This window comes from Baekduia sp. (assembly GCF_035685985.1).
Lineage (GTDB): Bacteria > Actinomycetota > Thermoleophilia > Solirubrobacterales > Solirubrobacteraceae > Baekduia.
In genome coordinates this window covers 134,394-158,511 of the sequence record NZ_DASRZV010000013.1, presented here as the reverse complement: position 1 = coordinate 158,511, position 24,118 = coordinate 134,394, and the positions used below count along the sequence as shown (strand labels likewise).

Sequence of the window (24,118 nt, the reverse complement as noted above, 5' to 3'; positions counted from 1 at the left end):
GGGGATCGGCGGTGCCTGAAGCACACGCCCCGACACCCTCGGTTGTTCGTCCAAGAGCGGCGGCTCTTGAGCGCCGCCGAGGGCCTGGCGTCCGGCTAGAACGAGCTCGTGTAGGAGTCGACGAGCCCGCTGCCGACGAAGAACGCGATCACCGCGCCGACGGCCATGAACGGGCCGAACGGGATCTTCACGCGGCGGCCCTCGGTCATGCCCTGGTTGGCGATGATCGCGACGCCGACGACGACGCCGAGGATCAAGGCGAAGAACAACGCGGGCGCGACGGCGCGGCCGAGGTAGAGGCCCAGGACGGCGGCGAGCTTGACGTCGCCCATGCCCATGCCCTTCCTGGACAGCATCGCGGGCACGAGGAAGAACGTCAGGGCCGCGGCGCCGGCGATGAGCTGCTCGGGCAGGAACGACGGGTCGAGGATCGCGCCGATGACGACGGCGACGATCGCGGCCGGGCCGGTGAGCGCGTTGGGGATCCGCTTGAGGTCGAGGTCGATGACCGCGATCGGCACGAGGAACGTGACCAGCGCGAGGCCCAGCGCGCACTTCAGGGCGTGGTCGTGCTCGGCGGCCACGACGCCCGCGTACAGCAGCGCGGTGATGGCCTCGACGACGGGATAGCGCGCGGAGATCTTCTCACCGCAGCCACGGCAGCGGCCGCGCAGGACCAGCCACGAGAAGACGGGGACGTTGTCGTAGGCCTTCAGCTGCGTGCCGCAGCCGGGGCACTTCGAGCGCGGCTTGACCAACGACTCGCCGCGCGGCAGGCGCCAGGCGACGACGTTGAGGAACGAGCCGATCAGGAGGCCGAACAGCGCGGCCGGTGCGAGCGCGGGAGCCATGTCGCCACCGTGATCGGCAGCAGCCCCCGCGCCCTTGACGGCGGGCGTCCTCCGCCCGGACTACCAGTGGCCGCCGTTGCAGCCCTTCGTGCCGCCGGAGCAGCCGCGGTCCAGCGGCGAGGTGCTCGTGCGCGTGATCGTGAAGGTGCCGCCGGACTTCGAATGGGCGGTCACGACGTAGCCGTCCGCGTCGGTGATCGAGACGTTGACCTGGCCCTTGTCGTCGCCGATCGGCAGGCCGGTCGGGTCGAGCTTGTCGGACCCGCAGTTGGTGTAGTCGCCGGCGTTGCCCGCCCCGCAGGCCTCGACGTGGGTGACCATCGACCGCGCGTTGGCCTTGGCGCTCGTGTCCTGGGCCTTCTGCTGCTGGCCGAGGAAGCTCGGCAGGGCGATCGCGGCGAGGATGCCGATGATCAGGATGACGACGAGGAGCTCGATCAGCGTGAAGCCGTCGTCCTCGCGAAGCGAAGGTTGCAAGGTGCCTGCCCTCCTGGGCTGGTCGTCGGTTGTAGGCGTGGGAGCCGGCGACGTCCAGGTCAGGTTGCAGCAAGTCCCGGAGGCGCGGTCCGCCGAGGTGATCGGCCGCCCGCCCCGGGATCCTGAGCGATGAGCCGGCCTGCTGGACCGATGTCCGCCGGTCCGGGAACGACAACGGGGCGGGCCCGAAGGCCCGCCCCGATGGAACGCTCGATGCGTTGGGAGGTGCTTACCAGGTGCAGCCGTCGCCGCAGGTGCGGGTCGTGGTGCCGTCAGCGGCCTTCGTGATGTCGAAGGTCTTGGTCGTGCTGCTCTTGGTCTTGGCCGAGATGGTGTAGCCCGTCGTGCCGTTCGCCGTGACCGTGACCGTCTCGTCGCCGGAGGTCGGGATACCGGTGCCGGCCAGAACCTTCGGCGTGCTGCTGGAATCGCACTTCGAGTAGTCCTGCGAGTCCGCGTAGCACGACTCGACCTGCGAGACCGCGTTGCGGGCGTTGGACTTGGCCGAGGAGTCCTGGGCCTTCTTCTGCTGGCCGAGGAAGCTCGGCAGGGCGATCGCGGCGAGGATGCCGATGATCAGGATGACGACGAGGAGCTCGATGAGCGTGAAGCCCTCGTCCTCGTTCTTGAAGCGGTTGAGCAAGATCGATCCCTCCTGTTGAGATCTGTTCGTTTGGCCTTCTCGTGCGGAGGGCCGACGTCCCTGCGGAGTTCCGTCCGGGGTCAAGGTCTTGGCAGCAAGCCCCGTCAGTTGCCCGGTGGTCCGTCACCGCACAGTCGGGGTGATCGGCGTGACCCGGCCGGGCTTTCGCTTGCATGTCCGATCTCTGGACCTCTGTTCTACGGTGAGGACCCCAGAGGCACGGCTTCAGGAGGAAACGGCGCCGTTCGGCGCTATGGGGACGCCTCAGGCGGCGTCGGGCGAGGCAGGCTCGCCGCGTTGGCGGCGCCCGGCTTCCTGCGCGTCGTGGTCGGGGATGAAGGTCCCCGTGCCCTCGCACCACGAGCAGGTCACGTTCGACGGCGAGCCGCCGAGGTTGGAGATGAGCGTGCCGGTGCCTCGGCAGACCGTGCAGGTCACGGGCTCGTCGACGTCCGGGGTCTCTTCGTCTGCGCTCACGAGGTCGCGAGCGTAGCGGCTGCGCGTCGCCGAACCCCGTCCGGCCTCCGGCGGTACCCGTGCAACGGTCCGGTCCGACCCCCTCGGAGTGGTCCTGTCGGCCGGACCAATCGGCCGATAGCGTCGCCGCCATGCAGCCCTTCGCCTCCTCCTCCCCCGCGGCCCGGGCGTCCGCGCTGGAGGCCGGGATCTGGTCGCTGGCGGGCGTCCAGCTCTTCCTCGGCCTCTGGCAGGCGGCGCTCCCCGGCCGCTTCTACGACGTGCTGGCCCACTTCGGCGCCCGCAACGACCACTTCCTGCGCGACGTCTCCACGTACTTCCTGGCGTCGGGGATCGCGCTGGCGATCGCCGCGCGGCGGCCGTCGTGGCGCGCGCCGGTGCTGGCCGTGGTCGGGTTCCAGTACGCGCTGCACGCGCTCAACCACCTGCTGGACATCGGGAAGGCGGACCCGTCGTGGGTCGGGCCGTTCGACTTCGTCTCGCTGGCGCTCGGCGTGCTGCTGATCGGCTGGCTCTACCGGGAGGCGTCGCGGTGAGGGTGTTCCTGGCGGGCGCGACCGGCGCGATCGGCCGGCCGCTGGTCGACCGGCTGCTGGCCGACGGCCACGAGGTGGTCGGCACGACGCGCGACCCGGCGCGGGCCGACGCGCTGCGCGCGAAGGGCGCCGAGGCGGTCGTCGTCGACGCCTTCGACGCCGCGGCCGTGCACGCCGCGGTCGCGGCCGCGCGCCCCGAGGTCGTCGTCCACCAGCTCACCGCGCTGCCCCAGGACCCGACGCCGAAGGCGATGGCGGCCGCCGTCGCGGTCAACGCCCGGCTGCGGCGCGAGACGGTCCCGACGCTCGTGGACGCGGCCCGCGCGGCCGGTGCCCGACGCGTGATCGCGCAGTCGATCTCGTTCGTCACCAAGCCCGACGGCCGCCCCGTCCACGACGAGGACGCGCCGCTGTGGCTCGACGAGCCGTCGCAGCGGACCAACGTCGAGGGCGTGCGGGTCCTGGAGGCCGCCGTGCGCGACGCGAGCGACGTCGAGGGCGTCGCGATGCGCTATGGGTTCTTCTACGGCCCCGGCACGTGGTACGCGCCCGACGGGGCCCTGGGCACCATGATCCGCAAGCGCCGCTATCCGATCGTCGGCTCCGGCGAGGGCCGCTCGTCGTTCGTCCACGTAGACGACGCCGTCGACGCGACCGTGCGCGCGCTGGACGGCGCGTTTCCGAGCGGCACCTACAACGTCACCAACGACGAGCCGGCCCCGGCCCGCGACTGGATCCCCGCCGCCGCGTCCGCGATGGGCGCCAAGGCGCCGCGGCATGCCCCGGTGTGGCTCGCGCGGCGGCTCGCGGGCCCCGTCGTCGTCCACTACGCCACGACGCTGCCCGGCAACCGCGACGCGCGCTTCCGCGCGGCGGCGCCGGGCTGGTCGCCCCGCGCGTGGCGCGACGGCTTCGCGGAGGTCTTCGCCTGAACGCCACCGGGCGCTTCGCCCCGTCGCCGACGGGCACGCTGCACCTCGGCAACCTGCGCACCGCGCTGCTGGCGTGGCTCTACGCCCGTGCCCAGGGCGCGCCCTTCCTGGTGCGGATCGAGGACCTCGACACCGGGCGCGTGCGGGAGCGCTTCGAGCGCGAGCAGCTCGCCGACCTCGCGGCGCTCGGCCTGGACTGGGACGGCGCGCCGGTGCGCCAGTCCGAGCGCCGGGCGCTGTACGAGGACGCGCTGGCCCGGCTGGACGCCGACGGGATCGTCTACCCGTGCTGGTGCACGCGGGCCGAGATCCGCGAGGCGTCCTCGGCGCCGCACGGACCGCTGCCCGAGGGCCACTACCCCGGCACCTGCCGCCGGCTGACCGCCGCGCAGCGCGCCGAGCGCGAGGCGTCCGGCCGCCCGCCGGCGCTGCGCGTCGACTCCGGTGCGGCCGAGATCGCGTTCGTCGACCGGCTACACGGCGCCCAGCGCGGGCTCGTCGACGACTTCGTCGTGCGCCGCAACGACGGCGCGTTCGCCTACAACCTGGCGGTCGTCGTCGACGACGGCGCCCAGGGGATCGGCGAGATCGTCCGCGGCGACGACCTCCTGGACTCGACGCCCCGGCAGCTCTGGCTGGCCGACCGCCTCCACCTCCCCCGCCCGACGTTCGCGCACGTCCCGCTCGTGCTCGGCCCCGACGGCGCGCGCCTGGCCAAGCGCCACGGCGCGGTGACGCTCGCCGACCGCCTCGAGCAGGGCGAGACCGCCGACGAGGTCCGCGCGCGGCTGGCCGTCTCGGTGGGCCTGGCTGACGACGACGAGCGCCCCTCCCCGGCCGAGCTGGCCGCCCGCTTCGACCCCGACCGCTTCGCCCCGCCGCCGTCGGGACCGCTGCCCGGGCTCTGGACCGGATAGCGTGCCCGGCCATATGCCGCGGTCGACCGCCGACATCGCCGCGCGCGCTCGGGAGACCGGGCGGCTCGGCATCGACACGGAGTTCATGGGCGAAGGGCGCTACCAGCCCCTGCTCTGCCTCGCCCAGATCGCGCTGGACGACGGCGAGGGCGGCGCGGAGGTCATCGTCCTGGACCCGCTGACCGACGAGTACGACCCGGCGCCGCTGGCCGACGTGCTCGCCGACCCCGAGATCGAGATCGTGCTGCACGCCGCGCGCCAGGACGTCGCGCTGCTGCGCCGCGACTGGGGCCTGCCGGTCCGCAACGTCTTCGACACCCAGGTCGCCGCGGGCTTCGCCGGGATGCGCGCCCAGCTCGGCTACGAGCCGTTGTTGAAGGAGATGCTCGGCGTGCGGCTGCGCAAGTCCGCGTCGTTCACGCGCTGGGACGACCGGCCGCTGACCGAGGAGCAGCTCGGCTACGCCCGCGAGGACGTCCTGCACCTGCTGCAGCTGGCGACCGCGCTCCAGGACCGCCTGACCGACCTCGGCCGCCTCGAGTGGGCCCGCGAGGAGTGCCGCGCGTTCGAGGAGATCGACGACCGCCGCGACCTCGACGTCGTCTTCGGCAAGCTGCCGCGCGTCAACTCCCTGGACCCCAACCAGCGCGCCGTGGCGCGCGAGCTGGTCGAGTGGCGCGAGGACGCCGCGCGCAGCGGCGACCGGCCGGTGTCCTCGATCCTGCACGACGCCGCGCTGGTCGAGATCGCCAAGCGCCGTCCGCAGTCCGTCGACCGGCTGCGCCAGATCCGCGGCCTCAACGACGCGACGCTGCACCGCCGCGGCAAGTCGATCGTCGAGGCGGTCGCGCGCGGCCGCGAGCGCGAGGGCATCCCGGTCGAGGGCACCCGGCCCTCCCAGCCCGACGCCGAGGACGCGCCGCTGATCGCGCTCGGCGAGGCGCTGGTCCGCACGCGCGCGATGGAGTCCGAGCTGGCCTACGAGCTGATCGCCGCGCGCGCCGACCTGCAGAAGATCGTCACCGCCGTGCGCGAGGGCGCCGGCGAGCCCGACGTGCGCACGCTGCAGGGCTGGCGGCGCGAGGTCGTCGGCACCGAGCTGCTGGAGCTGCTGGACGGCCGCCGCGCGCTGCGCGTCGGGCCCGGCCACCGGCTGCAGATCGAGTCCGACTAGGCGGCCAGCGCCACGCTCGTCGTGGCCACCACCGCGCCGCCGCCGCAGACCCGCACGCGGTCGCGCCCGTCCTGCTTGGAGCGGTAGAGCGCGAGGTCGGCCGCGGCGAAGACCGCGTCGTACTCGAAGCGCCCGGCCGCCGACGCGCTGACGCCGAAGGAGATCGTGACCGGCAGCCCGGCGATCGGGTCGCGGGCGATCGCCGCGCGCAGCGTCTCGGCGACTTCGGCGGCCTGCGCGGCGTCCGCGCCCGGCAACACGATCAGGAACTCCTCGCCGCCGAGGCGGTAGGCGAGGTCGTAGGCGCGCAGCGCCTTGCGCATCCGGTAGGCCACGTCCTTGAGGACGACGTCGCCGACGGCGTGGCCGTGGCCGTCGTTGACGGCCTTGAAGTGGTCGAGGTCCCCGACGATCAGCGCGACCGGCTCGCGCAGGATCGCGGCCTGCTGGGCCAGCTCGGCGACGCGGGTCTGCAAGGCATTGCGGTTGAGCATGCCGGTCAGCGGGTCGATGACCGACGAGCTGCGGTGCTCGCGGTCGGAGGACATCAGCGCCGAGGTCAGCAGCGCGACGGCGACCAGCAGCGCGATCGGCATGATGATGCTCTGCGGGTGGTCGGCGATGTAGGCGGCGTCGACGCCGACGGTCACCAGCAGGAGCAGGACCGACACGAGCGCCACGCCGAGCGCGACCGCGCGGGCGTTGAAGCGCGCCGGGAGCGTCACGAGCGGGATCACCAGCCACGCCAGCGCCGGCGAGCGCGGACCGCCGGTCAGCGCGATCGAGCCGGCGATCGCCAGCTCCGAGAGCAGCCAGGCCGCGGCGATCGTCAGCTCGGGCCGCCGCGCGCGCTCCATGCGCCCGTCGACGAGCCGGAAGCCCACGACGGCGACCGCGAGCGGGATCAGCGTCCACCAGCCGACCCAGTGGCCGGAGAGCAGCAGCGCGACGGCCAGCGCGACGAACGAGCGCCGCCGCAGCGGACGCAGCCGCGTCTCCATGTCGAGCGCCCGGGCGCGGTCGGCCGGCTCGGGGCACAGCCACGAGCGGGGCGCGACGCCGATGTCCGGGGGCTGCTCCACGTACCGGTGGTCGGTCGTTGCGTCCACCGTCCTGAGACCGGCGGAGCGAAGTTGCACAGCTTTCCGGTGCCGGGCTGCAGCCCGCCTGTGGGGAACGCGAGCGTTTGCACCAACTACTGGCAGGCCGGCAGGCAGTCGGTCAGCCGGCCCTCGTCCTTGGCCGCCACGGCCGAGCGGCCCTGGAAGCGGAACGAGGTGAAGATCGCGCCCGCGTCCTGGGCGGCGAAGGCCGAGCGCGAGACCACGATCGACAGGCGGTCGCCCTTGATCCCGATCGTCGCCGGGATCCGGCGGAAGTCCTTGCCGGCGCCGGTCGTGTCGAGCATCGCCCGGGGCGCCTCGCCGCCGAGCACCGTCGTCTCCAGCTGGACCACCGGCGTCTCGCGGTCCTGCGGGCGCATCGTCAGGACGTAGGCCACGTAGGGCTTGACCGCGCCCGCCGCCTGGAACTCCACGCACAGGCGGTTGCCGCCGCCGTCCTTGGCCAGGCGCAGGCGGACGAGGTCGCCTTGGGGCGAGGACTCGACCTTCTCCCCCTTGGTCGTCCGCTGGTCGCCGCGCGGGTCGTCGACGACCACCGGCTTGCCGAACGACGCGCAGTCGGTGAACGTCCCGTAGGACTTCACGTCGTTGTCGTCGCCCGCCTTGGTGGCGATGGCCGCCGCGACGACGGCCGCGAAAGCGGCGAGGACCGTGACGATGACCCGTCTGCGCACGGCCGGGGAGTCTGGCAAAGGGGTTCACTTCCGCGCGTCGTCGGGCAAAGCCGAGGTCATGGACATCGCCAAGCTCGCCCTCCGCGGCACGATCGGCTCGCTGTTCGTGGGCCACGGGACCCAGAAGCTCTTCGGCTGGTTCGGCGGCCACGGCCCCGAGGGCACCGGCGGCTACTTCGAGAGCCTCGGCCTGCGCCCCGGCAAGCGCCACGCGATCGCGGCCGGCGCCGCCGAGGCCGGAGGCGGCGCGCTGCTGATCCTCGGCGCGGCGACGCCGCTGGCGGCCGCCGCGCTGACGGGCGCGATGACGACCGCGATCCGCAAGGTCCACGCGCCCAAGGGCCCGTGGGTCACCGAGGGCGGCTGGGAGTACAACGCCGTGCTGATCGGCGCCGTCGCCGTCCTCGCCGAGTCCGGCCCCGGGCGGCCCTCGGTCAGCCCCGGCTGGCACGGCAAGGGCTGGGCGCTGGCCGCCGTCGCGGCCGGCGTCGCCGGCTCCTTCCTCAACGACCAGCTCTCCTCGCCCCCGCCGCCCGAGGACACCGCCTCCGCCGGCGACCCCGACGTCACCGCCGCGGCCGCCGAGCAGGCGCGCTTCTCCCACGAGCAGGCCACGGCGCCGCGGGAGTAGCGGCCCGAAGTCCGGGCCCGCGACGCTACTTGATGGCGTCGTAGACCTTGAACAGCGGCATGTACATGGAGATGACGATGAAGCCGACCATGCCGCCGACGAGGATGATCATCACCGGCTCGAGGATCGAGGCGAGCTGCTTGACGGCGGCCGCGACCTGGTCCTCGTAGAAGTCCGCGATCTTGGACAGCATGGTGTCCATGGCGCCGGTCTCCTCGCCGACGCCGATCATGTGCGTGACCATGCCCGGGAAGACCGGCGCGTCCTTGAGCGGATCGGCGATCGTGCCGCCCTGGCGGACCGACTCGATGACGTCGCTCATCGCCTTCTCGATGCACCAGTTGCCCGCGGTCTGGCCGGTGATCTCCAGCGCCTGCATCAGCGGGACGCCCGCGCTGACCAGCGCGCTCAGCGTCCGCGACCAGCGCGCGAGCGCGATCTTCTGGACGATGTCACCGATCTTCATCGGGATGCGGAGCTTGAACGTGTCCCACGTCTTGCGCCCGCCGTCGGTGCGCTTCCAGTTCTTGAAGGCCCAGGAGATCCCGAAGCCGCCGAGGATGAAGGCGTACCAGTAGCCGGTCATCGCGTGCGACAGGCCGACGGTGAACTTCGTGATCGTCGGCAGGTCGCCGCCGAACTGCTTGAACGTCCCGACGAACACCGGGACCAGGAAGACCACCAGCGCGATCAGGACGCTGAACGCGAACGTCATGACGACGATCGGGTAGGCCATCGCGGCCTTGACCTGGCGGCGCAGCGAGTCGGCGGACTCCAGCTGGTCGGCGACCCGGATCAGCGCGCTGTCGAGCACGCCGCCGGTCTCGCCGGCGCGGGTCATCGCGACGAACAGCGGGTTGAAGACCTTGGGGTGGCGCTCCAGCGCGTCGCTGAGCGGCAGGCCGGCCTCGACGTCCTTGCGGACCGCGGAGATCGTCGTCGCCAGCTTCTCGTTCTCGGTCTGCGCCTCCAGCACGTAGAGCGCGCGCAGGATCGTCATGCCGCTGTTGACCATGGTCGCCAGCTGGCGGGTCATGATCGTCAGGTCGGCGGGCTTGATCCGGTTCAGGAACGGGATCTCGATCTCTTTGGACGCGTGCTTGTCCGCGATGTCGAGGACGATCAGCCCGCGCTGCTTGAGCTGGTCGGTGACGACCTGCTTGCTCTCGGCCTCCACCTCTCCGGTCGCCTTCGCGCCGGTGAGGTCCATGGCCTTGAAGACGTAGGTGGCCATGACGCGCTATGCCGCCTGGAGTCCGCCGCCGAGGCCGCCGATGCCGCCGGAGAGGCGCTTCAGCTCCTCCGGGGTCGACGACCGCGCCTCGGCCGCGCGCTGGGTGATCCGGCCGGCGCGCACCAGCGAGGCGAGCGCCATGTCGAGCGTCTGCATGCCGGTCTGACCGCCGGTCTGCATCGCCGAGAGGATCTGATGGGTCTTGCCCTCGCGGATCAGGTTGCGGACCGCGGGGGTCGGGACCAGCGCCTCGCAGGCCACGACGCGCGACGAGCCGTCGGCGGTCGGGATCAGCGTCTGGGTCATCACGCCCTGCAGCGCGACCGACAGCTGCGTCCGCACCTGGTCCTGCTGGTGGCTCGGGAAGACGTCGATGATGCGGTCGATCGTCTGCGGCGCGCTCTGGGTGTGCAGCGTCGCGAAGACGAGGTGGCCGGTCTCGGCGGCGGTCAGCGCGGTCGAGATCGTCTCGAGGTCGCGCATCTCGCCGACGAGGATGACGTCGGGGTCCTGGCGCAGCGCGCCCTTCAGCGCGGCGCCGAAGCCGGTGGCGTCCGAGCCCAGCTCGCGCTGGTTGACCATGCACTTCTTGTGCGAGTGCAGGAACTCGATCGGGTCCTCGATCGTGAGGATGTGCTCCTCGCGGGTCTCGTTGATCTCGTCGATCATCGCCGCCAGCGACGTCGACTTGCCGGAGCCCGTCGGGCCCGTCACGAGCACGAGGCCGCGCGGCTTCTTGCAGAAGTCGTGGACGACCGGCGGGAGGCCGAGGTCGTCGATCTTGGTGATGACCGACGGGATCAGGCGGAACGCCGCGCTCATCGCCGACCGCTGGAGGTAGGCGTTGACACGGAAGCGGGCCGTGCCGGGGATCGCGTAGGCGAAGTCCAGCTGCCAGTCGGTCTCCAGGCGCTGGCGCTGGTCGTTGCTGAGGATCCCGTAGACGATCTCCCGGGTGTCCGTCGGGTCGAGGACCGGGTAGTCCTCCAGCGACGTCAGGCGGCCACGGACGCGGATCTTGGGGTGCGATCCCGCCGTGATGTGCAGGTCGGAGGCACGACGCTCGAGCACGTCGAGCAGAAGCTGGGCGAAGTCGATCCGCATCGCCACGATGGTCGGTTCGTGGCAGCGGGTTCTTGAGCCGCATGGCCCCCCGGTGGACCCTTTAGCTCAGTACCGTCCGCCGACCGGCGCGGGCAGGTCGTCGAGCAGTGCGAGGTCCTCCGAGGAGAGCAGGACGCCGGCGGCCGCGACGTTCTCCTCCAGGTACGGCAGGCGCTTGGTGCCCGGAATCGGGACGACGTGCTCGCCCTGGGCCAGGACCCACGCGAGCGCGATCTGCCCGGGCGCGACCTCGTGGCGGGCGGCGATCTCGGCCACCGCGTCCACGATCCGCTGGTTGGCGTCCATCGCCTCCTGCTGGAAGCGGGGCCAGCGGCGGCGGGCGTCGTCGTCCTCGAGCTGGTCGTGCCGCAGGCGCCCGGTGAGGAACCCGCGGCCCAGCGGCGAGTACGGGACCAGCGCGACGCCGTGCTTGGCGCACCAGTCCTTGACGCCGTTGGTCAGCGGGTCGCGGGTCCAGAGGCTCAACTCGGACTGCACGGCGGTGATCGGGTGGATCGCGTCCGCCTTCTCCAGCTCGAAGACCGTGACCTCGCTGAGGCCGATGTGCTTGGCCTTGCCTTGGTCGACGATCTCCTTGAGCACGCCGACGGACTCCTCGATCGGGACCTCCGGGTCCGGGCGGTGCAGGTAGCAGAGGTCGACGTGGTCGACCTCCAGCCGGCGCAGCGAGCCGTCGATCGCCTCGCGAAGGTGCTCGGGCCGGCCGTCGCGCTCGATCGTGCGCTCCTCCGGGTCGTCGAGCACCAACCCGCCCTTGGTCGCCAGCACGACCTCGTCGCGGCGGCCCTTGATCGCGTGCCCGACCGTGATCTCGTTGTGGAACGGGCCGTAGACGTCGGCGGTGTCGACCAGCGTGGATCCGAGGTCGATCGCCCGGTTGATCACCGCGTCGGGATCCATCCCCTCGCGGTTGCCGTACGCCCAGCTGAGCCCCATCGCGCCGTAGCCGATCGCGCCGACCCCGGGGCCATGGTGTCCGAGCGTGCGTCGCGGGAGGGGCATGGCCCGCACGCTAGTGGTTGGGCAGCTGGACCGTCCGCCACGGCGTGCCGCGGCCCGACCGCAGGTAGAGCCGGTCGTGGGTGAAGTGCAGGGTGTCGGGCCAGGAGGACGCCGACACGCGGAACGCCCGGCGGTCGGCGAGCCGCAGGAGGTCGACGCGCGTGCCGCGGGCCTGCGCCAGCCAGCCGTCTCCGAGCACGGGCTGCGTGAAGCCGGCGGGGAGCGCGACCGCCTTGGCCGAGCCGCAGCGGAAGAGGCGGAAGTGCGGCTTCTCCGGGTCGGCGCGATCCTGGATCAGCGCCCAGCGGCCCCGCGCGGTGACGGGCAGCGTGCTCGGCCCGCCGCCCCAGTCGACCCGGTCCTGCGAGACGACCGGCTTCAACGGCGCGCAGAGCCGCCCCGCCCCGCTCGCCGCGTCGAGGTCGGGCACCGTGCCGTCGGTGGGGTTGACCCGGCGGACCTCGCCCGTGCGCCAGTTGGTGTAGATGTCGAAGTAGTAGTGGTAGTCGTACTCCGGGCTGGAGATCCACTGCGTCCCGACCACGGCCGGCTTCGACGGCCCCATGGCGTTGGCCCCGCCCGGGGTGCGCTGCACGAGCCGCACCACCTCCCCGCCCTTCACGTCGGTCACCGCCAGCGCCTGGGCGAAGACGCCGGGGGCGTAGTTCGACGGCCCCGGCTCGTGAGGCGCGCAGGTTTCCTTGACTTGGTCAAGGAAACGCGGGACGCTGGCACGACCATGACCGTCGACGCCGCCCGCGAGTTCACCCGGTTCTACACCAACAGGATCGGCGTCCTGCGCGGTGGGCTGCACGGCTCGCGCCATCCGCTGCCCGAGGCGCGCGTGCTCTACGAGCTGGGGCACGCCGACGGGCCGACGGAGGTCGCCGCGCTGCGCGCGACGCTCGACATGGACGCGGGCCAGCTCAGCCGGCTGCTCGCGCGGCTGGACGACGACGGGCTCGTCGTGCGCGAGAAGGCCGAGCGCGACGCGCGCCGCCTGGTGCTGCGGCTGACCGCCCAGGGCCGGCGTGCGTTCGCCAAGCTCGACCGCGGCTCGGCGACGGAGTGGGCGCAGCTGCTCGACCCGCTCAGCGAGGGCGAGCGCGCGCGGCTGGTCGGCGCGATGGGCGCGGTGCGCGAGATCCTCGGCGACGACCGCGCGGGCGCGACGGAGGTCGTCCTGCGCGACCCCGAGCCCGGCGACCTCGGCTGGATCGTCGCCCGCCACGGCGCCGTGTACGCCGCCGAGTTCGGCTGGGGTCTGGGCTTCGAGGCGCTGTGCGCGCGCGTCGTCGCCGACTACGCGGAGGCGGCCGCCTCCTCCACGCCCGGCCACCGCGCCTGGATCGCGACCGCCGGCGGCGCGCCCGCCGGCTGCGTCCTCAGCGTCCGCGGCGACGAGCCCGGCGACGCCAAGCTCCGCCTCCTGCTCGTCGAGCCGTGGGCGCGCGGCCTCGGCGTCGGCGGCACGCTGATCGACGCCGTCGTCGCCGACGCCCGCGCCAACGGCGACCGCCGCGTCGTCCTGTGGACCAACTCGCCGCTGACGGCCGCGCGCCGCCTCTACGACCGCCGCGGCTTCCGTCTGATCGCCGAGGAGCCCCACGCCGACTGGGGCATCCCCATGACCGGCCAGGTGCTGGCGCTCGACCTCTAGGCCTTGGCCTTGGGCAACTTCACCGTGTGGGTCGGCCGGTCCATGTCGTCGGGCCGTGCCGGGCCGGCCGGCCGCTCGGGACCATCAGCTGCACGTGCAGCCGCATGGCGGCGGCGAGCGCCCGGAGGCGGCCGGCGAATGAATGAATCACGACACTAGTTCGTGCCCGTCACGCGCGCCACTTCGGCGATCGACGTGCGGCCCTGCTTGACCTTCTCCAGGCCGTCGTCGCGCAGGCGGCGCATGCCGTCGCGCATGGCGACCTCGGCGATGCGGTCGGCGGGCGCGCGCTCGATCGCGAGGCGGCGGATCTCGTCGGTGACGGTCATCACCTCGTAGAGGCCGATCCGGCCCTTGTAGCCCGAGCCGCCGCAGCGCGAGCAGCCCTTGGGGTCGTAGGCCTCGATGTCGACCGGCGAGCGGAAGCCGTGGTCCTGCAGGACCGTCGCCGAGATGATCGTGCGCTCCTTGCAGTGCGAGCACAGCGTGCGGCAGAGGCGCTGGGCGACGACGCAGTCGACGGCCGAGGCGACCAGGAACGGCTCGATGCCCATCTCGACCAGGCGCGTGATCGACGTCGGCGCGTCGTTGGTGTGCAGCGTGCTCAACACCAGGTGGCCGGTCAGCGCCGCCTCGACCGCGATCTTGGCGGTCTCGGCGTCGCGGATCTCGCCGACCATGATGATGTCGGGATCGGCGCGCATCATCGCGCGCAGGCCGTTGGCGAACGTCAGGCCGGCCTTCTTGTTGACCTGCACCTGCGTCACGCCCTCGAGCTGGTACTCGACCGGGTCCTCGATCGTGATGATGTTCTTCTCGGGCGTGTTCAGCTCGCCGACGGCGGCGTACAAGGACGTGGACTTGCCCGAGCCCGTCGGGCCGGTCACCAGCACCGCGCCGTAGGCCTGGTGGAACGCCTTGGTGAAGCGCGCGGCGTCCTGGTCCCCCATGCCGAGCTTCTCGAAGTCGAAGACGACGTTCGACTTGTCCAGGATGCGGATGACGATGTTCTCGCCGTGCACCGACGGCAGCGTCACGACGCGCAGGTCGATGTGGCGGCCGTCGAGGTTCAGGCCGACGCGGCCGTCCTGCGGCAGGCGCCGCTCGGCGATGTCCAGGTCGGACATGATCTTCAGGCGCGAGACGACGCCGCTGACCATCCGCCGCGGCACGGTCATCGTCTCGACGAGCACGCCGTCGATGCGGAAGCGCACGCGCATCGAGCCGTCCTCGGGCTCGAAGTGGATGTCCGACGTGCCCTGCTCGGCGGCCTGGGCGATGATCTGGTTGACGAGCTTGATGACCGGCGCGTCGTCGGCGCTCTCGCGCAGGTCGACGATCTCGCCGGGCCCGTCGTCGTCGGAGGACAGGTCGATCTCGGCGGTCGCCGCGACGTGCTCCAGCCGCGACTGCTTGGAGATCAGGACCTGGATGTCCTCGCGCGAGGCAACCGCGACGCGGACCTCGTAGCCGGTCATCAACGCGATGTCGTCGACGGCCAGGACGTTGGCCGGGTCGGCCATCGCCAGCAGCAGCCCGCGCTCGCCGGCGAACGCGACCGGGATCGCCTCGTAGCGCTTGGCGGCCTGCGGGTTGATGAGGTTGGCCGCCGACATGTCGACGTGGTAGACGGTCAGGTCCAGGTGGTCGAGGCCGTGGCGCTCGGCGATCGCGCGGGCGTGGTTCTCCTGGGAGAGCACGCCCTGGTCGAGCAGCACCTGCTCCGGCGTCGTGCCGGACGCGCGCGCGGCCTCGACGGCCTGCTCGACCCGCGGGCGGTCGACGAAGCCCAGCTCGACGATGACGTCGGTCAGGAAGCGCGCGCTGCCCCCGCCGGTCCGCCGCGGCGGCGTGACGCCGTTCCAGTCGGCTGGACGTTCGTTGGAGGGCGGCGGGGCCGACGGCGCCAGCGGCGAAAGGGGCGGCGCCGCGTTCGGGTCAGCGACCGGGCCGCCGGGCATCGGCGGTACGGCGGTCAGATGGGTCGCTGGTTCCGGGGTCATGGGCGTCGGGGTTCGCTCCGCGAGCGGCGTCTCGCATCGCGTCAACAGGCGCTGGGAGGCCCGTCCAGGCCTCGAAGCTCAACGCGCCCTGGCGGACGAGGACCTCCAGCCCGTCGACCACCGTGCATCCCCGGCGTCGCGCTTGCGCGATCAGCCCGGTCCCGCCGTCCCTGTAGACCAGGTCCGCCACGGTCGCGTATGTGCCCAGCGCATCGGCGTCCAGGGGCAGTTCCTTGAACTCGCCGTCGGCCAGCCCGACACTCGTGCAGTTGACCAGAAGATCCGCCGCTGCTGGCCGATGCGCGGCCTCGACGCCCAGGTCAGCGGCCAGCGCGGCGGCCCGCTCGGGCGTCCGGTTCCAGACGCTGACGCGGGCCGCGCCGGCCTCGCGCAGCGCGTAGACGATCCCGCGGGCGCTGCCGCCCGCGCCGAGCACCAGCGCGGTCCGGCCCGCCGGGTCGACGTCGACGCCGGCCAGCGCGGCGACGAAGCCCGGCGCGTCGGTGTTGGCGGCGTGGATCGCGCCGTCGTGCGAGAACGTCAGCGTGTTCGCCGCCCCGATCGCGCGCGCGGCCGCGGTCGACTCGTCGGCCAGCGCCAGCGCCGCCTCCTTGTGCGGGATCGTGACGTTCGCGCCGACGAAGCCGGAGGCGGGCAGCGCGCGGACGGTCTCCTCGAAGACCTCCGGCGGCGCCGGCAGGCGCTGGTAGTGCCAGTCCTTGAGGCCCAGCTCGGCCAGCGCGGCGTTGTGCATGCGCGGCGACCGGGAGTGCGCCACGGGCCACCCGAGGACCCCGAGGCGCTTCATCAGCAGTGCGACGGGTCCTTGCCGCCGAGCTGGTCGCGCTTCTTGTTGTAGGCCGCGACGTCCTTCTCGAACTGCGCGTCGGTCGACGAGAACGCGTGCGCGCCGTTGCCGCAGGCCTTGACGACGTAGTACAGGTAGTCGACCTTGGCCGGGCTCAGCGCGGCCTTGATCGACGCCACGCCGGGCGAGCCGATCGGCGTCGGCGGCAGGCCCTGATGCAACCTGGTGTTGAACGCGGAGTCCGTCTGCAGCTCGGACTGCTTGAGCGGCTTGGTCCAGTTGTCGAGGCGGTAGCGCAGCGTCGCGTCGATCCCGAGCGGGATGTGGTCCTTGAGGCGGTTGTAGATCACCGCGGAGATCAGGCGGCGGTCCTTGGCGACCTGGGCCTCGCGCTCGATCATCGAGGCGATGATCAGCACGTCGTAGTCGCTGAGGTTCTTGCGGTGCGCGGCCTTGCGGTCCAGCCCGTCGAAGTTCTGCTTGAACGCGGCGAGCTGCTCGCGGACGAGCTTGGACGACGTCGCGGTCTTGGCGCCCCGCTTCAGCTCGTAGGTCGCCGGGAACAGGAAGCCCTCCAGCGAGCGCGTGCCCTTCGGGATCCCGTAGCCCTTGAAGCCCTTGACCGACCGCGGGTTCTTGGTCGCGGCCTTGACGTAGGACCCCGACACGCCGGACTGCTTGACGAGCGTGGCGGCCTCGCCGATCGAGCGGCCCTCGGGCAGCGTGACGTTGACGACCGGCGCCGAGGCGGGGTTCTTGGTCAGCGCGTCCAACGCGGCGGCGTAGGACATGTCGCGCTTGAGCGTGAACCGCCCGGCCTTGAGGTCGGAGCGGCGGCCGTCCAGGCGCGAGCGCAGGTTGAAGAAGAACGAGGAGTCGACGACGCCCTTGCTGTGCAGCTCGTCGGCGATCTCGCCGGCGGTCGCGCCCTGGGCGATCGTGACGACGACCGGCTTGGAGGCGTCGCCCTCGTCGTGGCCGGGCTGGAAGACCCGGTAGGCGAAGTAGCCGATCGCGATCAGCACGATCAGCGCCAGCAGCGGGATCACGCGCGCCGCGCCGCGCCGCGATCGCGAGCGCGGCACGCCGCGCCGCCGGGGCCGGTCGCCCGCGGGCCCGCGCACGGGGCCCGGCGGCGTCGGCCGCGGGCCGCCGACCTCCGGAAGCTCGGAGACCGACGCGACCCGTCGCACGCCGGCCGGCGCCTCGACCTGGTGGACCCGCGTGTCGTCGTGCTCGTCGCCGAGGCGATCGTCGGCCGGGACCATGACCGGCTCGGGCTCGGGCTCCCAGGCGGGCTCGTCGACCGGCTCGAAGGGCACCTCGTACTCGGGCTCGGCCGGCGCCTCGTAGGCCGGCGGCAGCTCGTAGGCGGGCGGCTCGTCGGCGGCCGGCGGGATCTCCGGCTCGGGTGCGCGCGGCGCGGGCTCCGGGTCCGGGTCGAACGCCGGGACGTCCAGGAGCGGCTCGCCGGCGGGCGCCTCGGGCGCCTCGGGCGCCGCCTCCGACGGCCGGCCCTCGCGCCCGGCGCGCCGGCGCTGGCGCTCCAGGCGCGCGGCCTCGCGGTCGGCCGCGGTGCGCGGCCGCCCGGGATCGTTGGCGGAGTCTCCGCCCTTGCGACCGCCGAACAGCGGGCTCACGCGATGTCGCCTCCGGTCGTGCCGCCGTGCAGCGCCAGCCAGTCCTCGAGCAGCACCGCGGCGGCGCGGGAGTCCTCGGAGGTGCGCGTGTCGCCCGAGCGCGACGCGATCGCGGTCGTGAAGCGCTCGTCGTACAGCTCGACGGGGATCGGCTTGACGCGCTCGCGCAGCTTGTCCGCCCACGCGCGCGTCTCGCGCGTCTGGTCCGTGTCGTGACCGCTCAGGCCGAGCGGCAGTCCGACCACGATCCGCTCGACCTCGCGCTCGCGTGCGAGGTCGGCGACGCGGACCAGGCCCTTGCGGGTGCCTGGCCGCTCGATGTGGTCGATGGGCGTCGCGAGCGTGCCCGTCGGGTCGCTCACCGCACAGCCGCATCGCGCCGAGCCGTAGTCCAGCGCCAACACGCGCATGAAGGCTAGGGGATCGCCCGGCGTCCCCGCCGTCCGGCCGATGCCGAGGATTGAGCCGGAATGTGGAGGTTCATGAGGTCATCCGGCGAGGGTGGCCTCGATGTGGGCCCGCGCGGCCGCCAGCGCGTCGCCGAGCTTCTCGGGGTCGCGGCCGCCGGCCTGGGCCATCGTGTCGCGGCCGCCACCGCCGCCGCCCACGACCTGCGCGGCGACCTTGACCAGCTCGCCGGCCTTCAGCCCGCGCTGCACCAGCGACGGCGCGACCGACGCGATCAGCGCGACCTTGCCCTCGGTGACCGCGCCGAGCACGATCGCGGCGTCGCCGAGCGCGTTCTTGACGCGGTCGGTCGCGTCCAGCAGCGCCTTGGCGTCGCCGACCTCGACCCGCGAGGTCAGCACGCGCGCGCCGTCGACGTCCTCCGCCGCGCCGGCCAGCGCCGCGACGTCGACCGCGCCGTTGGACGCCGCGCTCTTCTTGGACGCGTCCTTGAGCGCCTTCTGCAGGTCGGCGACCTTCGCCGGGACCTGCTCCGGCGACGTGCGCAGCTCGGCCGCGGCCTCGCGGATCAGCCCGTCGTGGCTGCGCAGCAGCGTGACCGCCTCGGGGCCGGTGACGGCCTCGATGCGCCGGACGTTCGAGGCGCTGGAGCCCTCCGACACGATCTTGAAGACGCCGATCTCCGCGGTCGACCGCACGTGCGTGCCGCCGCACAGCTCGCGGGAGTGGTCGCCCTCGCCGATCTGGACCATCCGCACGACGTCGCCGTACTTCTCGCCGAACAGCGCCATGGCGCCCAGCTCCTGGGCCTCCTTGAGCGTCGTCGTGATCGGGCGGACCGGGTCGTTGCGCAGGATCCAGCCGTTGACGAGGTCCTCGACCTGCTTCAGCTCCTCCGCCGACAGCCGCTCGCCGTGCGTGAAGTCGAAGCGCAGCTTGTCGGGCCCGACGTAGGAGCCCGCCTGCCGGACGTGCGTGCCGAGCGTCTGGCGCAGCGCCGCGTGCAGCAGGTGCGTCGCGGTGTGGTTGGCCTGGGTCGCGAGGCGCGCCGGGCGGTCGACCCGCGCGACGACCGTGTCCCCCACCTTGATCTGCGGCACGTCGCCCTCCAGGACGACCGCCTGGTCCTCGCCCGCGCGGAGCACCTCGTTGACCGTCGCGACCACGCCGCCGGACTCGTCCAGGACGACGCCCTCGTCGCTGACCTGGCCGCCGCCCTGCGCGTAGAACGGCGAGGTCGCGAGCTTGACGAACGTCCGCCCGCCCTGCTCGATCACGCCGGAGATCGTCGTGCGCTCCTCCAGGTGCTCGTAGCCGGTGAACTCGGTCGGCTCCTCGGAGAGCCGGCGGATGACCTCCTGCTTGGCCCCGACGCGCTCCTGGGCGCCCGCGCCGGCGGAGGACCGCAGGCGCTGCTCCTCCATCAGCTCGTCGAAGCCCGCGATGTCGACCGCGACGCCGCGCTCGCCGGCGATCTCGGTCGTCAGGTCGATCGGGAACCCGAACGTGTCGTGCAGCTTGAACGCGTCCTCGCCGGAGACCTCGCCGCGGCCGAGCAGGTCGTCCAACATCGACAGCCCGGTCTCCAGCGTCCTGCCGAAGCCCTGCTCCTCGGCGCGCACCCAGCGCAGGATCGTGTCGCGCTCCCGCCCCAGCTCGGGGTACGCCGCGCCCATCGTCTCCTGCACCACGTCGACGTACTGGGTGAGGAACTCGCCCTCGATGCCGAGGCGATGGCCCTGGGCGATCGCGCGACGCATCAGGCGGCGCAGCACGTAGCCGCGGTCCTCGTTGGACGGCACGACGCCGTCGGCGATCAGGAACGTCATGCCGCGCGTGTGGTCGGCCAGGATCCGCAGCGCGCGCTCGTCGACCTCGTTCGTGGCCAGCGACCGGCCCAGCTGCATCAGCGGGATGAACTGGTCGGTGTCGAAGACCGAGTCCACGCCCTGCTGGATCAAGGCCATGCGGTTGAGGCCCAGGCCGGTGTCGATGTTCTGCTTGGGCAGCGGCGTGAGCGTGTTGACCGGGTCCTGGTTGTACTGCATGAAGACCAGGTTCCAGTACTCGAGGAAGCGCTCGTTCTCGCCGCCGGGCAGGTCGTCCTCCTTGCCCCACTCCAGCCCGCGGTCGTAGTACAGCTCGCTGCACGGCCCGCACGGACCGGTCGGCCCGGCCTGCCAGAAGTTCTCCGAGCGCGGGCAGAGGACGATCCGCTCGCGCGGGACCCCGATCTTCAGCCACGCGTCGATGGCCTCCTCGTCGGGGCCGAGGCCCAGCTCCTCGTCGCCCTCGAAGACCGTCACCCAGATCTTCTCCGCCGGGAACTTGAAGCCCTCCAGCGACATCTCCCACGCGAACTCCGCCGCGCCCTGCTTGAAGTAGTCGCCCAGCGAGAAGTTGCCGAGCATCTCGAAGAACGTCAGGTGGCGCGTGGTCGTGCCGACGACGTCGATGTCCGGCGTCCGGAAGCACTTCTGACACGACGTGAGGCGATGGTGCGGCGGCGCCTCGAGGCCCTGGAAGTAGGGCTTGAGCGGGTGCATGCCCGCCGTGGTCAGCAGGACCGAGGGGTCGTACGAGGCCGGGACCAGCGAGGCGCTCGGCAGGCGCTTGTGGTCGCGCTTCTCGAAGAACGACAGGAAGGACTCGCGGATCTCGTCGGACGTCACGATCCGATCGTCGCACATCCGATGACGACATCCCCCGCGAGGAGCACGGCCGTCTGGCCTGGGGCGGGCGCGGAGAACGACTCGGCGAGCGCGACACCGTCCGGTTCGAGCCGACACGGGACGACGGGCGCGTGGTAGCGCAGCCGCACGCCGTCGACCTCGGAGGCCGCGCGCCCGCCGTGCAGGCGGATCCCGCGCAGCGCGACGCGGTCGACGTCCAGCGCGGCCCGCGGGCCGAGCGTGATCGTGTTCGCGCGCGCGTCGGTCCTGACGACGTAGAGCGGCTCGGGCCGCTGGACCGGCAGCCCGCGGCGCTGGCCCACCGTGTAGTGGAAGTGCCCGCGGTGGGTGCCGAGCACGGTGCCGGTGGCGTCGAGCACGTCCCCGGGCCGCTCGGTCAGGCCGCCGTGGCGCTCCAGGAAGCGCTCGCGGCCGGTGCCGGCCAGGAAGCAGAGGTCCTGCGAGTCGGGCTTGGACGCCACCGGCAGGTCGTGCTCGCGCGCGATCGCGCGGACCTCCGGCTTGTTGAGGTCGCCCAAGGGAAAGCGCAGGCGCGCCAGCGTCCGGCGCCCGAGCGCGGCCAACATGTAGGTCTGGTCCTTGGCGTCGTCGGCCGCCGCGCGCAGCAGGCCGTCGGCGCTGCGCCGTGCGTAGTGGCCGGTGGCCAGCGCGGTCGCGCCGACGCGGTCGGCGAAGTCGACCATCGCGTCGAGGCGCACATGGCCGTTGCAGCGCACGCACGGGTTCGGCGTCAGCCCGGCGGCGTGCTCGGCCAGCCACGGGGAGACGACGCCGTCGCGGAAGCCGTCGCGCAGGTCCAGCGTGAAGTGCGGCAGGCCCATCCGATGGGCGATCGCGCGCGCCGAGCGCACCGCGGACGCGCTGCAGCACGAGGCCTCGGCGTCGTTCTCGGCGTCGCGCCACAGCTCCAGCGTGACCGCGACGACCTCCTCCCCGCCCTGGGCCAGCAGCAGCGCGGCGACCGTGGAGTCCACGCCCCCCGACATCGCCACCAGCGTGCGGCCGGCCACGACCTCGGTGACCTCCGCGCGCGCCACCGCGCCGCCGAGCGCCTGGTGCAGCGCGTCGGACGCCAGGTCGGCGGCGTGGAGTTTGCCGACGCTGAGCCCGCCCAGCTCGTCGGCGATCGCCGCGCTGCCCACGCGCGCGGCGTCCAGGATCGTCGCGCCGCGGACCAGCTCGACCGCCGCGCTGGCCGCCGCCTGCGCGGCGCCGCAGCCGGAGGCGTCGAAGCCGGCGTCCACGACGACGCCGTCGGCGACCGCCACGCGCACGGTGACGAGGTCGCCGCAGGCCGCGCCGCCGGCCGCTCCGGCGCCCATGCTGCCGCCCGCGGGCGCGTGGCCGCGGCCCACGGGATGCTGGAGGTGCTCGGCGAAGCGCTCGTCGGGCATGGCGACGCGCCCGAGTGTACGAGCCGCGAGCGCGTCCATCCGGCCACCCGGCTGCTCAACTTCAGGCCCACAGCGACCGACAACGAGGGCGTGGACCAGGTCAGTCGCCCCATGCAGATCGCCCTCGTGGCCGTCGTGCTGCTCGCCGGCATGTGGTTCACGGTGCTCAAGCCCAAGCCCGCCGACGACCACGCGTCGTACACGCCGGTCACCCCGGCGCCCGCCGCCACGGCGTCGTCCTCGACCAAGGTCGCCCCGGGCGTCAAGGGCCTCACCAAGGCCGTGGACAAGGCCAAGGCCGCGTCGGCCACGTCCGACGCCACCAACGCCAAGATCCAGTCGGCCACGGGCAACGCCCCCACGCCGGCCAAGGCCAAGGCCACCAAGTCGGTCGCCGCGACCAAGAAGGCCGCCGCGCCGATCAAGGCCAAGGCCAAGGCCGTCGCCCCGGCCAAGGCGAGGGCCAAGACGACCGCGGCCACCGCCGCCGACGACAAGGTCGACCCGTCCGACCGCCTCCTGGCCTTCCTGGCCAAGGGCAAGACGCTGGTCGTCCTCTTCGAGGGCAAGGGCACCGACGACCAGGAGGCCCGCCGGGCCGTCCACCTGACCGCCAAGGCCGACCCCAAGCACGTGGTCTCCGCGTACATCCCGATCGGCAAGGTCGGCGACTACGAGAAGATCACCACCGACGTCCAGATCTACGGCTCGCCGACGGTCCTGGTCATCGGCGCCGATCGCAAGGCCACCGCGCTGACCGGCTTCGTCGACGCCCCGTCGATCCAGCAGGCCGTCGGCGACGCGCGCCGCGAGGCCGCTTCTTCGGCCAAGAAGTAGGGCGTCGCCGGGGTTGCCCCCGGCCGCCTCGGGCATCCTGTCCCGGATGCCCGTCGACGTCCCCGGCCTCCGCGCCGCCTCCCTGGCCCGTGCCCGCGATCGTCCGCGCGGACCTGAGCCGGCGTCGGTCTCGGACCTGATCTTGCCCGACACGCCCGGCGTGCGGGCCCGCCGCTACCGGCCCACCGTCGACGAGCCGCGCCCGCTGTTGGTGTACCTGCACGGCGGCATGTGGATCGTCGGCGGCCTGGAGAGCCACGACCGCCTCTGCCGGCAGATCGCCGCGGCGACGGACGTCGAGGTCCTGGCCGTCGCCTATCGCCTGGCGCCCGAGCACCGGTACCCCGCGGCCGTCGACGACGCGCTCGCGGCCGTGCGCTGGGTCGCCGAGCGGACCGACGCGCCCGCGATCGGGATCGGCGGCGACAGCGCGGGCGGCTGCGTCGCCGCGCTGGCGGCGCTCGCGCCGCGCGACGAGGCCGAGCCCTTGTTGTCCGCGTTGATCATGTTCTGCCCCAACACGGATCTCACGGCCGACGTCGCCGGGCCCGAGATCGTCGCGGGCGCGCACCTCTGGGCGCCCACCGCCGCCGCGCGGCGGGCGGCCTCGCCGCTGCTGGCGCCCGACCTGTCCGGCCTCCCGCCGACCGTCCTGCTGACCGCCGAGCACGACGACCTGCGCCCCGAGGGCGACGCGCTCGCCGCCCGGCTGGCCGACGCCGGCGTGCCGGTCACCCACCGCGTCGAGCCCGGCACCGAGCACGGCTTCGTCATGAGCGACGGTCCCGCGACCGATCGCGCCCTCGCCGACGTCGCCCGCGTCCTCGCGCCGGGATCCGGGTCACTGCCGACGTCACGGAGACGTCCGCAGTGACCCG

24 protein-coding genes are annotated in these 24,118 nt (G+C 73.0%); 8 read left to right on the top strand and 16 right to left on the bottom strand.

What is annotated here, in order from left to right; translation table 11 throughout:
* Nucleotides 1–95: 95 nt before the first annotated feature.
* From VFG42_RS05905 to VFG42_RS05890, 4 genes are all read right to left on the bottom strand, one after another.
* Nucleotides 96–851 (bottom strand): prepilin peptidase, encoded by a 756-nt coding sequence (locus VFG42_RS05905; protein WP_324906250.1) that lies wholly within the window; start codon nt 849–851, stop codon nt 96–98.
* A gap of 60 nt (nt 852–911) precedes the next feature.
* The gene (locus VFG42_RS05900; protein WP_324906248.1) at nt 912–1,328 is read right to left on the bottom strand and encodes a prepilin-type N-terminal cleavage/methylation domain-containing protein; all 417 of its coding nucleotides are present in this window, start codon (nt 1,326–1,328) and stop codon (nt 912–914) included.
* Nucleotides 1,329–1,557: 229 nt separating this feature from the next.
* On the bottom strand, nt 1,558–1,971 hold the full coding sequence (locus VFG42_RS05895) for a type II secretion system protein (RefSeq protein ID WP_324906246.1): 414 nt from the start codon (nt 1,969–1,971) through the stop codon (nt 1,558–1,560).
* A 264-nt stretch (nt 1,972–2,235) separates the two neighbouring features.
* The gene (locus VFG42_RS05890) at nt 2,236–2,448 is read right to left on the bottom strand and encodes a hypothetical protein (RefSeq protein WP_324906244.1); all 213 of its coding nucleotides are present in this window, start codon (nt 2,446–2,448) and stop codon (nt 2,236–2,238) included.
* Nucleotides 2,449–2,579: 131 nt separating this feature from the next.
* Here VFG42_RS05890 and VFG42_RS05885 point away from each other — a divergent pair, with 131 nt between their 5' ends.
* Genes VFG42_RS05885 through VFG42_RS05870 form a run of 4 tightly spaced genes read left to right on the top strand, consistent with a single transcriptional unit; the run spans nt 2,580 to nt 6,007 of the window.
* Nucleotides 2,580–2,984 (top strand): hypothetical protein, encoded by a 405-nt coding sequence (locus VFG42_RS05885; protein ID WP_324906242.1) that lies wholly within the window; start codon nt 2,580–2,582, stop codon nt 2,982–2,984.
* Nucleotides 2,981–3,916 (top strand): NAD(P)-dependent oxidoreductase, encoded by a 936-nt coding sequence (locus tag VFG42_RS05880; protein ID WP_324906240.1) that lies wholly within the window; start codon nt 2,981–2,983, stop codon nt 3,914–3,916. The genes VFG42_RS05885 and VFG42_RS05880 overlap by 4 nt, the downstream gene beginning before the upstream one ends.
* Nucleotides 3,883–4,833, top strand: coding sequence for a tRNA glutamyl-Q(34) synthetase GluQRS (gene gluQRS, locus VFG42_RS05875; RefSeq protein WP_324906238.1), 951 nt, complete (start codon nt 3,883–3,885; stop codon nt 4,831–4,833). The genes VFG42_RS05880 and gluQRS overlap by 34 nt, the downstream gene beginning before the upstream one ends.
* A gap of 13 nt (nt 4,834–4,846) precedes the next feature.
* The gene (locus tag VFG42_RS05870) at nt 4,847–6,007 is read left to right on the top strand and encodes a ribonuclease D (RefSeq protein ID WP_324906236.1); all 1,161 of its coding nucleotides are present in this window, start codon (nt 4,847–4,849) and stop codon (nt 6,005–6,007) included.
* Here VFG42_RS05870 and VFG42_RS05865 read toward each other — a convergent pair.
* Both VFG42_RS05865 and VFG42_RS05860 read right to left on the bottom strand, forming a co-directional pair.
* On the bottom strand, nt 6,004–7,116 hold the full coding sequence (locus tag VFG42_RS05865; protein WP_324906234.1) for a GGDEF domain-containing protein: 1,113 nt from the start codon (nt 7,114–7,116) through the stop codon (nt 6,004–6,006). The genes VFG42_RS05870 and VFG42_RS05865 overlap by 4 nt on opposite strands.
* Nucleotides 7,117–7,202: 86 nt before the next feature.
* The gene (locus VFG42_RS05860) at nt 7,203–7,805 is read right to left on the bottom strand and encodes a hypothetical protein (protein ID WP_324906232.1); all 603 of its coding nucleotides are present in this window, start codon (nt 7,803–7,805) and stop codon (nt 7,203–7,205) included.
* Between the two features lie 58 nt (nt 7,806–7,863).
* Between VFG42_RS05860 and VFG42_RS05855 the strand changes: the two genes are divergently transcribed.
* A complete protein-coding gene (locus tag VFG42_RS05855; protein WP_324906230.1) occupies nt 7,864–8,436 on the top strand; it encodes a DoxX family protein in 573 nt (190 codons plus the stop codon).
* Nucleotides 8,437–8,461: 25 nt separating this feature from the next.
* On the opposite strand, the gene VFG42_RS05850 is transcribed toward VFG42_RS05855, so the two are convergent.
* The 4 genes from VFG42_RS05850 to VFG42_RS05835 form a co-directional block, all read right to left on the bottom strand.
* Nucleotides 8,462–9,670, bottom strand: a complete 1,209-nt coding sequence (locus VFG42_RS05850; protein ID WP_324906228.1) for a type II secretion system F family protein — start codon at nt 9,668–9,670, stop codon at nt 8,462–8,464.
* Between the two features lie 6 nt (nt 9,671–9,676).
* Nucleotides 9,677–10,774, bottom strand: a complete 1,098-nt coding sequence (locus tag VFG42_RS05845) for a type IV pilus twitching motility protein PilT (RefSeq protein WP_324906225.1) — start codon at nt 10,772–10,774, stop codon at nt 9,677–9,679.
* 66 nt (nt 10,775–10,840) lie between these two features.
* Entirely contained in the window at nt 10,841–11,797 is a 957-nt protein-coding gene (locus VFG42_RS05840; protein ID WP_324906223.1) for an aldo/keto reductase, read from the bottom strand.
* 10 nt (nt 11,798–11,807) lie between these two features.
* Complete coding sequence (locus VFG42_RS05835) at nt 11,808–12,428, bottom strand: hypothetical protein (RefSeq protein ID WP_324906221.1); 621 nt, start codon at nt 12,426–12,428, stop codon at nt 11,808–11,810.
* A 108-nt stretch (nt 12,429–12,536) separates the two neighbouring features.
* On the opposite strand from VFG42_RS05835, the gene VFG42_RS05830 reads away from it, so the two are divergent.
* Nucleotides 12,537–13,457, top strand: coding sequence for a helix-turn-helix domain-containing GNAT family N-acetyltransferase (locus VFG42_RS05830; RefSeq protein WP_324906219.1), 921 nt, complete (start codon nt 12,537–12,539; stop codon nt 13,455–13,457).
* Nucleotides 13,458–13,612: 155 nt separating this feature from the next.
* Here VFG42_RS05830 and VFG42_RS05825 read toward each other — a convergent pair whose 3' ends face one another.
* The 6 genes from VFG42_RS05825 to mnmA form a co-directional block, all read right to left on the bottom strand.
* Entirely contained in the window at nt 13,613–15,418 is a 1,806-nt protein-coding gene (locus tag VFG42_RS05825; protein ID WP_324906217.1) for a GspE/PulE family protein, read from the bottom strand.
* Nucleotides 15,396–16,268, bottom strand: coding sequence for a shikimate dehydrogenase (gene aroE / locus VFG42_RS05820; protein WP_324906215.1), 873 nt, complete (start codon nt 16,266–16,268; stop codon nt 15,396–15,398). Before aroE ends, VFG42_RS05825 begins: the two co-directional genes overlap by 23 nt.
* Nucleotides 16,268–17,908 (bottom strand): endolytic transglycosylase MltG, encoded by a 1,641-nt coding sequence (mltG, locus tag VFG42_RS05815; RefSeq protein ID WP_324906213.1) that lies wholly within the window; start codon nt 17,906–17,908, stop codon nt 16,268–16,270. The genes aroE and mltG overlap by 1 nt, the downstream gene beginning before the upstream one ends.
* Nucleotides 17,905–18,318, bottom strand: coding sequence for a Holliday junction resolvase RuvX (ruvX, locus tag VFG42_RS05810; protein WP_324906211.1), 414 nt, complete (start codon nt 18,316–18,318; stop codon nt 17,905–17,907). Before ruvX ends, mltG begins: the two co-directional genes overlap by 4 nt.
* 78 nt (nt 18,319–18,396) lie before the next feature.
* Nucleotides 18,397–20,988 carry an alanine--tRNA ligase gene (gene alaS / locus VFG42_RS05805; RefSeq protein ID WP_324906209.1) on the bottom strand — a complete coding sequence of 864 codons (2,592 nt, stop codon included), beginning with the start codon at nt 20,986–20,988 and terminating at the stop codon, nt 18,397–18,399.
* Nucleotides 20,985–22,442 (bottom strand): tRNA 2-thiouridine(34) synthase MnmA, encoded by a 1,458-nt coding sequence (mnmA, locus tag VFG42_RS05800; RefSeq protein ID WP_324906207.1) that lies wholly within the window; start codon nt 22,440–22,442, stop codon nt 20,985–20,987. The genes alaS and mnmA overlap by 4 nt, the downstream gene beginning before the upstream one ends.
* Nucleotides 22,443–22,514: 72 nt before the next feature.
* Between mnmA and VFG42_RS05795 the strand changes: the two genes are divergently transcribed.
* Complete coding sequence (locus VFG42_RS05795) at nt 22,515–23,240, top strand: hypothetical protein (protein ID WP_324906204.1); 726 nt, start codon at nt 22,515–22,517, stop codon at nt 23,238–23,240.
* Nucleotides 23,241–23,286: 46 nt separating this feature from the next.
* Nucleotides 23,287–24,114, top strand: a complete 828-nt coding sequence (locus tag VFG42_RS05790) for an alpha/beta hydrolase (protein WP_324906202.1) — start codon at nt 23,287–23,289, stop codon at nt 24,112–24,114.
* Nucleotides 24,115–24,118: the final 4 nt, after the last annotated feature.

Bases quoted from the DNA above. Each gene is read 5' to 3' on its own strand.
- VFG42_RS05790 (WP_324906202.1), top strand. From the start codon at position 23,287: ATGCCCGTCGACGTCCCCGGCCTCCGCGCCGCCTCCCTGGCCCGTGCC.
- VFG42_RS05855 (WP_324906230.1), top strand. From the start codon at position 7,864: ATGGACATCGCCAAGCTCGCCCTCCGCGGCACGATCGGCTCGCTGTTC.
- ruvX (WP_324906211.1), bottom strand. From the start codon at position 18,318: ATGCGCGTGTTGGCGCTGGACTACGGCTCGGCGCGATGCGGCTGTGCG.
- VFG42_RS05825 (WP_324906217.1), bottom strand. From the start codon at position 15,418: ATGCCCGGCGGCCCGGTCGCTGACCCGAACGCGGCGCCGCCCCTTTCG.
- VFG42_RS05885 (WP_324906242.1), top strand. From the start codon at position 2,580: ATGCAGCCCTTCGCCTCCTCCTCCCCCGCGGCCCGGGCGTCCGCGCTG.
- VFG42_RS05870 (WP_324906236.1), top strand. From the start codon at position 4,847: ATGCCGCGGTCGACCGCCGACATCGCCGCGCGCGCTCGGGAGACCGGG.
- aroE (WP_324906215.1), bottom strand. From the start codon at position 16,268: ATGAAGCGCCTCGGGGTCCTCGGGTGGCCCGTGGCGCACTCCCGGTCG.
- VFG42_RS05795 (WP_324906204.1), top strand. From the start codon at position 22,515: ATGCAGATCGCCCTCGTGGCCGTCGTGCTGCTCGCCGGCATGTGGTTC.
- mnmA (WP_324906207.1), bottom strand. From the start codon at position 22,442: ATGGACGCGCTCGCGGCTCGTACACTCGGGCGCGTCGCCATGCCCGAC.
- VFG42_RS05850 (WP_324906228.1), bottom strand. From the start codon at position 9,670: ATGGCCACCTACGTCTTCAAGGCCATGGACCTCACCGGCGCGAAGGCG.
- VFG42_RS05830 (WP_324906219.1), top strand. From the start codon at position 12,537: ATGACCGTCGACGCCGCCCGCGAGTTCACCCGGTTCTACACCAACAGG.
- VFG42_RS05845 (WP_324906225.1), bottom strand. From the start codon at position 10,774: ATGCGGATCGACTTCGCCCAGCTTCTGCTCGACGTGCTCGAGCGTCGT.
- VFG42_RS05905 (WP_324906250.1), bottom strand. From the start codon at position 851: ATGGCTCCCGCGCTCGCACCGGCCGCGCTGTTCGGCCTCCTGATCGGC.
- VFG42_RS05840 (WP_324906223.1), bottom strand. From the start codon at position 11,797: ATGCCCCTCCCGCGACGCACGCTCGGACACCATGGCCCCGGGGTCGGC.